General features: G+C 41.2%; 4 protein-coding genes. All 4 read left to right on the top strand.

Going from position 1 to position 11,084, the window contains the following annotated elements; genetic code table 11:
• Nucleotides 1-117: 117 nt before the first annotated feature.
• The 4 genes from RMY64_RS04170 (at nt 118) to RMY64_RS04155 (ending at nt 11,056) form a co-directional block, all read left to right on the top strand.
• On the top strand, nt 118-2,556 hold the full coding sequence (locus tag RMY64_RS04170; protein WP_322699379.1) for a beta-propeller fold lactonase family protein: 2,439 nt from the start codon (nt 118-120) through the stop codon (nt 2,554-2,556).
• Between the two features lie 542 nt (nt 2,557-3,098).
• Nucleotides 3,099-5,564, top strand: coding sequence for a putative Ig domain-containing protein (locus RMY64_RS04165; protein WP_322699378.1), 2,466 nt, complete (start codon nt 3,099-3,101; stop codon nt 5,562-5,564).
• A gap of 809 nt (nt 5,565-6,373) precedes the next feature.
• A complete protein-coding gene (locus RMY64_RS04160; RefSeq protein ID WP_322699377.1) occupies nt 6,374-9,385 on the top strand; it encodes a peptidase domain-containing ABC transporter in 3,012 nt (1,003 codons plus the stop codon).
• Nucleotides 9,386-9,472: 87 nt separating this feature from the next.
• Nucleotides 9,473-11,056, top strand: coding sequence for an HlyD family efflux transporter periplasmic adaptor subunit (locus RMY64_RS04155; protein ID WP_322673527.1), 1,584 nt, complete (start codon nt 9,473-9,475; stop codon nt 11,054-11,056).
• Nucleotides 11,057-11,084 lie beyond the last annotated feature (28 nt).

The raw sequence follows: 11,084 nt of genomic DNA, 5'->3' as shown, positions 1-11,084 counted from the left end.
TTAGTATATCTACTGAGGCTTGAATAAAAATCAGACAATAAGCTATATAGTACATTCTTCTCTTTTACTAGAAAAGAATATTACTTTTACAAACTATTTTGCAATCTCAAGGGAAATATGACGCAGAAAATCTTGAATTTTGTAGAAGTTCAAAAAGATAATACAAATGGTGTCGATGGGCTTGGTGGTGCTAAATCCCTCACCGTCAGCCCCGATGGAAAATTCCTCTATGCATCTGGATATAGTGGCTCGGCTGTAGCGGTATTTGAACGGGATACAACCACAGGCAAACTAAGTTTTGTGGAAGTTCAAAAAGATAATACAAATGGTGTCGATGGGCTTGGTGGTGCTAAATCCCTCACCGTCAGCCCCGATGGAAAATTCCTCTATGCTGCTGGATATGATGACTCGGCTGTAGCTGTGTTTGAGCGAGATACAACCACAGGCGCACTAAGTTTTGTAGAAGTTCAACAAGATAATACAAATGGTGTCGATGGACTTGCTGGTGCTGAATCCCTCACCGTCAGTCCCGATGGAAAATTCCTCTATGCTGCTGGATATGATGACTCGGCTGTAGCTGTGTTTGAGCGGGATACAACCACAGGCGCACTAAGTTTTGTAGAAGTTCAACAAGATGATACAAATGGTGTCGATGGACTTGGTGGTGCTGAATTCCTCACAGTCAGCCCCGATGGAAAATTCCTCTATGCTGCTGGATATGATGACTCGGCTGTAGCTGTGTTTGAGCGAGATACAACCACAGGCGCGCTGAGTTTTGTAGAAGTTCAAAAAGATGATACAAATGGCGTCGATGGACTTGCTGGTGCTAAATCTCTCACAGTCAGCCCCGATGGAAAATACCTCTATGCTGCTGGATATGATGACTCTGCTGTAGCTGTGTTTGAGCGGGATACAACCACAGGCAAACTGAGTTTTGTGGAAGTTCAAAAAGATGGTATCAGTAGTGTCGATGGGCTTGGTGGTATCTATTCTGTCACAGTCAGCCCCGATGGAAAATACCTCTATGCTGCTGGATATGATGACTCGGCTGTAGCTGTGTTTGAACGGAATACAACCACAGGCAAACTAAGTTTTGTTGAAGTTCAAAAAGATGATACAGATGGTGTCGATGGACTTGGTGGTGCGGCTTCTGTAACTCTCAGCTCCGATGGCAAATACCTTTATACTGCTGGATATGATGACTCGGCGGTGGCGCTGTTTAGTACGCCTTTCAATCATGCGCCAGAGGTGGCAAATGAAATTCTTGACCAAGAAACCACTGAAGATAGTGTCTTCAATTTCACCCTTCCAGTTGACACCTTTAGCGATGCAGATGTTGAAGATACCCTGACTTACACTGCAACTCTAGAAAATGATGACCTACTGCCTACTTGGTTAAAGTTCGATCCTGCTACCCTTACCTTCAGTGGGACTCCGACAAAAAAGGATGTAGGTAATCTAAACATCAAAGTCACTGCTAAAGATATTGCTGGAGAGGAAGCTAGTGATATATTTACACTTGGAGTTGCCGATAAAAATACTCCTACTACTCTATTCACATTAATTACAGGCGATATCTTTAGTGTCAAGACTAAGCTGAAGACTAAAGGCAATAAAGCAAAAATCTCCATCAAAATTAAAACCAGCACTTTTAAACAGGTGAATGAACTGTGTGTATTTAATGTTGATGATGATGAAGGTAAGATTGATGGCATAGCTCCTGGTGCAGAAGGCTATACACAAGCTGCTCTTTTACGCTCCAAGGTGATTTTCTTCTCCCTTGCTAATATGCCCAAGGGTTTCAAGCATGACGATGTGAATAACGTCTTAGAATTTGACTCTGATACCAAACTCCGATTCTATAGCGTATCCAACAGTACTACTCAGGCTGTACTGTCTGGAAAAGCCTCTTTTTCAAGTGTCGTTTTTTCCTCAGCCACAAATACCAACACACAAGAGGAAGGGTTTTCTCTCAACTTCCAAGATTTCGCTGTAACGGTTCAGGCAACAAATCAAGAAATATCTTTGGGTACAAATTTGCAAGGCAAAAAGGAAGGCGAACTGATTGATTTACGGGGTGTAGGACAATCGGTAAAGGCTGACTTTAAGGTTTATAGAGAAGCTGCATTGAATAACTTTGTCGGTTTTTATCAGGTGGCTGATGAGAATGGTGGCATTGACACCAATAGCGATGGTAAAGCAGATATTCTCGTTGGACAAGCAGGTTATGCCGAAGCCGCTGTGCGTGGGCGTGTTACAGGCGTTGACTTGACGGTGAGCAATCAAGGTTCGGCAACATCTACCAGCACTTTCGGAACTGATTCGCTATTTGCACCCTTTATTATTATCAATGGTAAAGCGGATAAGTTTCTCGATAAGAATGCCAATAACGATCCAAAGATTTACTTTTCATTTTTGGGTGCTAACTCAGATAAGGTAGATCACATTCGACTGTTGGGAAATAACACCTTTGGTTTTGAAGATTTAGCCAATGGTGGTGATAAAGATTACAACGATATGATTGTGCAGATCGATTTGAGTGTCAATCTTGCCTAGAGCCAAGGCGAGTAATTACTTAGAAAAATCATACAACCTCATCCCGGTTGCGGGGTGAGGTTTTTTTCTGTATGGCGATTATATGGACTCATCTATGTATAAATGCGATCGCCAATAAAACCTTTGCATCAGTCCTAAACCTGTGCATCAGCGTGTTACAGGCATTTTTTGACGGTGAATAACCAAAAGACAGTTAATTACACCGCGACTTTCAAAGCTGATTCTCTGTTTGCGCCATTTATTATTATTGATGGTATGGTAATATCGAGCCGAAAGTTTAGGCAGTATATTTACTGAAGTTTACCATTAGCTTTTTATATTTATATTAAGATTCCAATTTAATTTTTGAAAACATCCTGAGACTGAAAAGCCGGTTTTATCAGGATTTTATCTAAAATCTTGTTCAGATATCAAATATGATTCTTATATCAGTTTAATAATTGACTCCTTGGCTATGCCAAAAAAATCCTGCTTCTACGTGATTTCCAGGATATAGCACACAACGGCTGCAACGAAAAAACTATTAATTAATAAGAGTAATTATGTCAGACACCATTTCGATGGCGATCGCAAAAGAGCCAACTCAAGACTTGTATGAGCAAATACCTGCTACTCACTTAGTTTTCATCGACTCACAGGTTGAGAACTACCAAAGTCTGGTAGCAGGTGTATTGCCGAACACCTCTGTTGTAGTCTTAGATCCTGACCAGAATGGCATTGAACAAATTAGCCAAGTGCTGGCAACTCATCGGGAAATCAATACCCTACACATTGTTTCTCACGGCGCACCAGGGCAAGTTTATCTGGGGAACAGTCAACTCAGCTACCAAACCCTTAACCATTATGCTCGGCAACTCATGGACTGGGCAAATGTTTTGAGTGCAGATGCACAACTGCTGTTGTATGGTTGCGAAGTTGGGCAAACAGAGCAAGGTAAAGCATTTGTACAGCGCCTGAGTGAATTCACAGGTGCAGTAGTAGCGGCGTCTGATAACTTAACGGGGAGTACTGCATTAGGTGGTGACTGGGAACTGGAAGTTTCTACGGGAGCAATTGTTCCTACTCTGGCGTTTCAGCCAGAAGTAATGGCAGTTTACGCTTCAGTACTAACTGCTCCACTCTTGTCCAAGGCGATCGTAGACCAAAAAGCCACCCCAGGTATTCTCTTCAGCTTCACTGTACCAGATGACATTTTCACCGATCCAGATGTCGGAGATAGCCTTACCTACACTGCAACTCTGGACAACGATACGCCTTTGCCGACAGGGTTGAATTTCAATGCTGCTACCAAGACTTTCAGTGGTACTCCCGATAATGGGGACGTAGGTAGTCTAAACATCAAAGTTACCGCTAAGGATGTTGGTGGAGAAACAGCCAGTGATGTGTTTAAACTCACTGTTGATACTCCTCCAGTCTTGTCCAAGGCGATCGCAGACCAACAAGCCACTCAAGGTATTCTCTTCACCTTCACTGTACCAGATGACACTTTCACTGACCCAAATGTCGGAGATACCCTTACCTACACTGCAACTCTGCCCGATGATACGCCTTTGCCGACAGGGTTGAAGTTCGATGCTGCTACCAGGACTTTCAGTGGCACTCCTGAAAATCAAGACGTAGGTAGTATAAACATCAAAGTTACCGCTCAAGATTTTGCAGGAGAGCAAGCCAGTGATGTGTTTAAAATCACGATTAATAATGTCAACGATCCTCCAGTCTTAGTAAAAGAAATTGCAGATCAGCAAGTCACTGAAGACACACTCTTTAACTTTACTGTCCCAGCTGACACCTTTAGCGATGTGGATGCTGGAGACATCCTCACCTACACTGCAACCCTGGAAAATGATGAGCTACTACCCACTTGGTTGAACTTCAATCCTACTACCTTTACCTTCAGTGGTACTCCTGAGAATGAGGACGTAGGTAGTTTGAATATCAAAATCACAGCTAAGGATGTTGTAGGAGAGCAAGCCAGTGATGTGTTTCAACTTACGGTTGCTGACGATACTCCTCTAGTGACAATTACAGGCGATATCTTTAGTGTCAAGACTAAGCTGAACATTAAAGATGATAAAGCAAAACTCTCAGTCAAGATTAAAAACAACACCTCTAAAGAGGTGAATGAACTAAATGTATTTACTGTTGACGATGAAGAAGGTAGGATTAACGGCATAGCCCCTGGTGCAGAAGGCTATACACAAGCGGCTCTTTTGCGTTCAAAGGTGGTTTTCTCCACTCTTGCCAATTTGCCTAATGGTTTTAATCCCGCCGACCTGAAAAACATATTAGAATTCAACTCTGATACTAAACTCAGATTTTATCTAGTATCCAACAGTACTACTCAAGCTGTAGTGTCTGGAAAAACCCCCTTCTCAAGTGTGCTTTTTTCCTCAGGTACAAATAACAACATAGAAGCTCAAGGATTTTCTCTTAATTTTCAGAATTTGGTAGTGGATATTCAGCCAACCAATCAAGAGGTATCTTTAGGTACTGATCTGCAAGGCGAATATCAAGGCGAACTGATTGATTTACGGAGTGTGACACAATCGGTAACAGCTGAGTTTCAAGTCAACAGAGAGGCATCTTACAATAACTTTGTCGGCTTTTATCAGGTGGCTGATGAAAATGGTGGTATTGACACCAATGGCGATGGCACGGCAGATATTCTCGTTGGCCAGGCTGGCTACGCCGAAGCTGCTGTGCGTGGGCGTGTTGCAGGCATTGACTTGACGGTAGGCAACCAAGGCAGTGCAAATTACACTGGCACTTTCGAGCCGAATTCTTTGTTTGCACCATTTATTATTGTGGATGGCAGACCCGATGCGATTCTCAGTGGCAATGGCAATAAGAATGTTTACTTCACATTTTTAGGTGCTAATTCAGATCGGGTAGATCACATTCGACTATTGGGAAATAACACCTTTGGTTTTGAGGATTTACCAAATGGTGGTGACAAAGATTACAACGATGTGATTGTGCAGGTCAATTTGAGTGCCAATCTTGCTTAGTATTGAAGGCGAGTAATTACTTAGAAAAATAAAACAACCTCATGCCGCAACCGGGATAAGGTTGTTTTATGCATGGTGATTAAATGGACTCGCTATTAATTAAACTAGTAAATTTACTGAAGGCAGTTATTGTCTTTCCTTCATAAATTTAATAGTTGATTCCTCTAGGGTGAAAAAATCTTCCGCTTTACTTTTCAAGTTAATTTTTATTAAATTAAGCTAGCAAAAAAGTGATGGAGAATTATTTCATAATTAGGTATAGGTGATGTTTAACAAGGAAAACTCCTGTTTTTTCGCCATAAATGATATTGTCAATCCCTGTATTCGAGAATTTGTAAAAAATAATTCAGAAATTTAAAGTTTTTTTTATTACATAATTCTTAATTAGGGTATTTACTTAGAAAAGCATCTGTGATATTTTCATGTTGACTATCATAAAGTGAAATATACAGCGCTAAATTTAACAACCACGTTTATGTATTTTGATTTGATGATAAGTATCCATCTTGCATAGTTGCAATAAAGATTGATTTTATTTGTATAAATTATGTAGCGTTAACCAAGTGATAACTTGTCCTCGATCTATTTATAGTATGCTTTATTTTGAAAAACGCATAACAATCGTCCCCGTCTGATATAAATACAGGTCTGCAATTAGACGAACTTGCCCTCTGTGCTTTTACACATTTAAACACCTGAATTCCACAGAAGTCTTGTCACTGCTGGCATAAAACCAAACACTGCCACTGTTAGTAAAAGAGATACTCCCTAATATTTTCGACTTAATTCCTCACTTTAACTTGTTTTATATGACTTATATTAAGAACACTTTTCCCGAATTTCTCACCACCCTAGAAGGGTTTGAGAAATTGCCAGATGGAGCGATCGCTAATTTATCAGAACAACTGCAAGCCTGGCGCTATCGCATAGGCCAGAAAATCATCGGTAAAGAAAGTCTCCCGGAAAACATCACCATCATTTATGAGGGACAAGTGCGGCTGTTGGGATACGATCCCCAGACGCAATTGCCAATCACCCTAAAATTACTACAACCGGGGGAAATTATCGGTGAAATTGGTTTGTTACGCGATGTCGCCTGTGAAACAGCGATCGCTTCTACCGAAGTAGTATGTTTAACCTTGAGTGCATCAGCATATTTTAGCTTTCTGGCTTCATACCCAGCTTTTGCCGAAGCTCGGAAGAACCGCATTTATTTGGTAGAAGTTTTCGATATTCTCGCTTCCTATTGGCAAAAGCAAGCGATCGCCACTTTAAATTTCAGAGAATTGGCAGAAAAAGCCTTACCCCAAGCGAAAATATATTATCTACCTTCAGGAAAAACTCCATTTAACCAACTGGATAGCAAAAGCGTTTGGTTTGTGAGTGGCGGTGGTACAGTCACGAATTTTTCACCTAGCGATCGCCTAGAACCAGACGATGACAGAGACAAAATTCAGGTCATCGGTCAAAACCCCGCACGCTTGCTTGGTATACATCCGTCAGATTTGATCTTAGAAGATAGTCATGAGATAGAACTTGCAATAACTGAAACCAGAGTAGATAGAGATAGCGCTGACGACTTAGATATTATTCCCTACGCATCAGACGAAATAGTTCCACAGCCAGCCCCCCAAAACTCAAAGAATGCGTCAAAACAAAAATATCCATTTTTTGGCGGTAAAGGAGAACTAAATTCAGCCTTCGCCTGCTTCCAAATGATCGCGAAGCACCTAGAAATGCCGTTTCGTCGAGAGGTGGTTCGCCGCATCTTAACTGAGCAAATCAAACGTCAAGGGACTATATCGTTTCAAGTTACTGCTTACCTGGCAGAGTTAATTGGACTGAAGGCGCAGTTGATAGAGTTACCAGTCGCTTCAGTCACGCGCATTCCGACACCTGCGCTGATTCGCTACGGTGATAATTTTGCCGTTTTATATCAAGTAGATGCCAATACCGTGGTTGTGGGTGTTCCATCCAAAGGAATTGTGCGCTGCAAACCCGCTCAATTGGTTGAACAATTAGATGTCGATCCAACTGACTTTCCGCCCAAAGTTCGGGTATTACTGCTGACTGCGACCAACCAAACACCCCAAGAACGTTTTAGTTTACGGTGGTTTCTACCCTACTTGTCAAAGCACCGTCGAGTCCTAATAGAGGTCTTTATCGCTTCTTTTTTCGTGCAGTTGGCAGCGTTGGCAAATCCTTTAGTCGTTCAGTTAATTATCGACAAAGTTATCACTCAAAATAGTATTGGTACACTACATATTTTGGGGGTTTTGCTCTTAGTTGTCGGGCTATTTGAAGCAGTATTGACTACCTTACGAACCTACTTATTTGTCGATACCACTAACCGGATCGATATGGGTTTAGGGTCGCAAATTATTGACCACTTACTACGTTTACCACTGCGCTACTTTGAACGCCGACCGGTGGGTGAACTTTCCACTCGCATCAACGAACTAGAAAATATCCGCCAATTCTTGACTGGTACTGCTTTAACAGTCGGATTAGATGCTTTGTTTTCGCTGGTCTATATCGGTGTAATGCTGATTTACAGTTGGCAACTCACCTTAGTAGGCTTAAGCACAATTCCAATATTTGTGATTATCACTTTAGTTGCTTCTCCCACCATTAGCAGACAGTTACGTGGTAAAGCCGAACGCAACGCCGAAACTCAATCTTATCTAGTGGAGGTGATGTCAGGAATTCAAACAGTAAAAGCACAAAATATCGAATTGCGATCGCGCTTTTCCTGGCAAGAACGTTACGCCCGGTTTGTCGCTGCTGGTTTTAAAACCGTTGTTACTTCTACCCTCGCTAACTCTACCAGCAACTTTCTCAACAAACTCAGCAGCTTACTAGTTTTGTGGGTAGGAGCTTATTTAGTACTGCAACAAGAATTAACTTTAGGCGAATTAATTGCCTTTAGGATTATATCGGGTTATGTCACCAGCCCAATATTACGTTTAGCTCAACTCTGGCAAAGCTTCCAAGAAACAGCCTTGTCTCTAGAGCGTTTAAGCGATATTGTCGATACCCCACAAGAAGGAGAAACAGACCGCTACAATATACCCTTACCTACGATTAAGGGAGCAGTGAAATATGAAAATGTTTCCTTCCGGTTTGGCACAAGCGGCCCTCTACAACTTTCTAACGTCAACCTGGAATTTGAGCCAGGTAAATTTATCGGCATTGTCGGGCAAAGTGGGTCTGGTAAAAGTACGATGATGAAATTACTGCTGAGACTTTACGAAACGGAGTCCGGCAGAATTTTGATTGATGGTTATGATATCGCCAAAGTGGAACTTTATTCGTTGCGACGACAAATTGGTGTAGTTCCTCAAGAGACATTATTGTTTGACGGCAGCGTTCAGGAAAATATTGCCCTAACTAATCCCGATGCCACAACCGAAGAAATTATCGAAGCGGCTCAGGTTGCGTGCGCCCACGAGTTTATCATGAACTTACCAAACGGTTACAACACGCGGGTGGGAGAACGGGGTTCTGCACTTTCAGGTGGACAACGACAAAGAATTGCGATCGCTCGTTCAGTTTTACAACGACCAAAATTATTAGTTTTAGATGAGGCAACTAGTGCATTAGATTATCCCACAGAACGGCAAATATGTCTCAACTTAGCCAAAGCATTCAAGGGTGATACAGTATTTTTTATTACCCACCGACTGAATACTGTCAGTAATGCAGATATGATTGTTGTGATGGATAATAGCAGAGTTATAGAACAAGGTAGCCATCAAGAATTAATGGCTACTAAGGGTCATTATTATTACCTGTATCAGCAACAAGATGTAAACTTGTAATTAGTCATTCTTGAGGGCAAAGGTTTTTGGCATCGGGAAACATTGCCCAACCCACAAAAAATTCAAAATCCAAAACCCAAAATCGTTATGACTCAACTTAATGGGAATCACCTCAACGGCAATCACAAAAACGGCAATCACAAAAATGGAGTGAAGCACGATTCACAGATACTGACAAAACAACAAAAAGCTGCTCAAGAGTCTTTAACTAGCTTAAACAATCTGGAATTTGAGCAATCTATTGTCTTGCGCCAATCTCCCATTTGGTCGCGTACAATCATGATTACACTAGTGGGGCTAGCCTGCTTTGGTATTGGTTGGACTTATTTTGCAAAAATTGAGCAAGTAGTGCCAGCAACCGGGCAATTAAAACCCCAAGGAACAGTCAAAGAAGTTCAAGCTCCTGTGAGTGGAGTGGTGAAAACAGTTAATGTAAAAGATGGACAAGAAGTGAAGCCAGGTGATTTACTGCTAACTTTTGATTCCATAGCCTCTGTTGCCGAATTAAATTCTTTGAATAAAATTCGCCTTGCATTAATGAAAGAAAATCAAATTTATCGGCGATTGATGAATGCAAGTACTGCCAATGGCTCGGAAATGTTATATTTGCGCAGTAACTTGCCACAAGAAACTGCTTTTCTGTTGAAAAGTCGGGCAGCATTAGTAGCAGAAAATGAATTATTCCGCACTCAATTAAAAAATTCTGGTCAAGATTCTAGAGTAGGGATTGATGAACAACAACTTCTACGAGTTGCCAAACAAGAATTAGACTCTCGGTCTTCCGCAGCGCGATTAGAAGTAGAAAAGACAAAAAAACAACTGCTTCAAAATCAAATTAAGCTGGAAGATAGTAAATCAAGTTTAGCCATTCAAGAGGGGATTTTAAATAAGCTGAAGATATTAGCAGAAGAAGGTGGAATTTCTCAACTTCAGTATCTCAATCAGCAACAAGAAGTTCAAAACCGCACGGCAGAAGTAGCGCAACTAGGTGAAGAACTAAAACGCCTTCAGTTTGATATAGAAAAAGGACAACAAGAGTTAAGCAATACGGTGGCTGTTTCTGATAAAAACATTTTGGATAAGATAGCCCAGAACAAACAGCAGATTGCTACAATCGATAGCCAATTCATGAAAGTTGTGCTGGAAAATGAGCAGCGTTTGGCAGATGTCAATAGTAAAATATCTCAATCACAGTTAAACGTTAAATATCAAGAACTCCGCGCACCTGTAGCTGGAACAATTTTCGATTTGCAAGCAAAAAATCCCGGATTTGTCGCAACTCCAACTACAAAACTGTTGCAAATTGTCCCCAAAGAAAACTATATTGCTGAAGTTTTTATCACTAACAAAGATATTGGATTTGTGCGAAAAGGTATGAAAGTAGATGTCAGAATTGACTCCTTTCCTTACAGCGAGTTTGGCGATATTAAGGGAAAAGTGACTGAGATAGCTTCAGACGCATTACCGCCAGACCAAACCCATCAGTTTTACAGGTTTCCGGCAAAAGTCTCATTAGACAAACAATCCCTAGTGATTAAGGATAAAAAAGTTAACTTGCAATCAGGTATGTCTATCAGTGCCAATATAAAAGTGCGCGAAGAACGGACTGTGCTTAGTTTATTCACTGAAATGTTTACCAAGCAAGTTGATGCTCTTAAACAGGTACGATGAAGAGGGTTGAGTTAAAAAATCGCAGTGA

It is taken from the genome of Nostoc sp. DedQUE08, from assembly GCF_034530895.1.
Taxonomy (GTDB): domain Bacteria; phylum Cyanobacteriota; class Cyanobacteriia; order Cyanobacteriales; family Nostocaceae; genus Nostoc.
This window is presented reverse-complemented; position numbering and strand designations above follow the sequence as displayed.